Source organism: Klebsiella sp. ME-303 (assembly GCF_007910085.1).
Lineage (GTDB): Bacteria > Pseudomonadota > Gammaproteobacteria > Enterobacterales > Enterobacteriaceae > Klebsiella > Klebsiella michiganensis.
In genome coordinates, this window is the sequence record NZ_VOJB01000100.1 from 1 (window position 1) to 505 (window position 505).

At 50.3% G+C, this 505-nt stretch carries 2 protein-coding genes; both read right to left on the reverse strand.

Annotated features, from left to right (window positions below):
* Positions 1 to 258, reverse strand: a 258-nt coding sequence (gene rplN / locus FQK12_RS28030) for a 50S ribosomal protein L14 (RefSeq protein ID WP_146295785.1), incomplete at its 3' end; no start/stop codon positions are given.
* Positions 259 to 423: 165 nt separating this feature from the next.
* Positions 424 to 505: 30S ribosomal protein S17 (rpsQ, locus tag FQK12_RS28035; protein ID WP_261393152.1), on the reverse strand; the 82-nt coding region annotated here is incomplete at its 5' end.

Here is a 505-nt window from a genome sequence, read left to right on the forward strand (position 1 = left end):
AATAACGCATGCATTACCATCGAAGCGAATGACAGAACCGTCCGGGCGACGAACACCCTTCTTGGTGCGCACCACTACCGCCTTCAGCACATCACCTTTTTTGACCTTACCACGCGGAATTGCTTCTTTGATGGTGATCTTGATGATGTCGCCTACGCCTGCGTAGCGACGGTGCGAGCCACCCAGAACCTTGATACACATTACGCGACGTGCACCGGAGTTGTCGGCGACGTTCAGCATAGTCTGTTCTTGGATCATTTTAGTGCTCCGCTAATGTCAACTACTACTGAGACCCAAAAATAGGGTCGTTAAAAAAGCCCCATATCGAGGGCGCGGCATTATAACACCGCAAATCAGATATGGGTAGAAAAAATAAACGGCTCATCGCTGAGCCGTTTATCCGTATCGAGAATGCGTACTCTATTACAGAACCGCTTTCTCTACAACGCGAACCAGCGTCCAGGACTTAGTCTTGGACAGCGGACGGCATTCGCGGATTTCAACC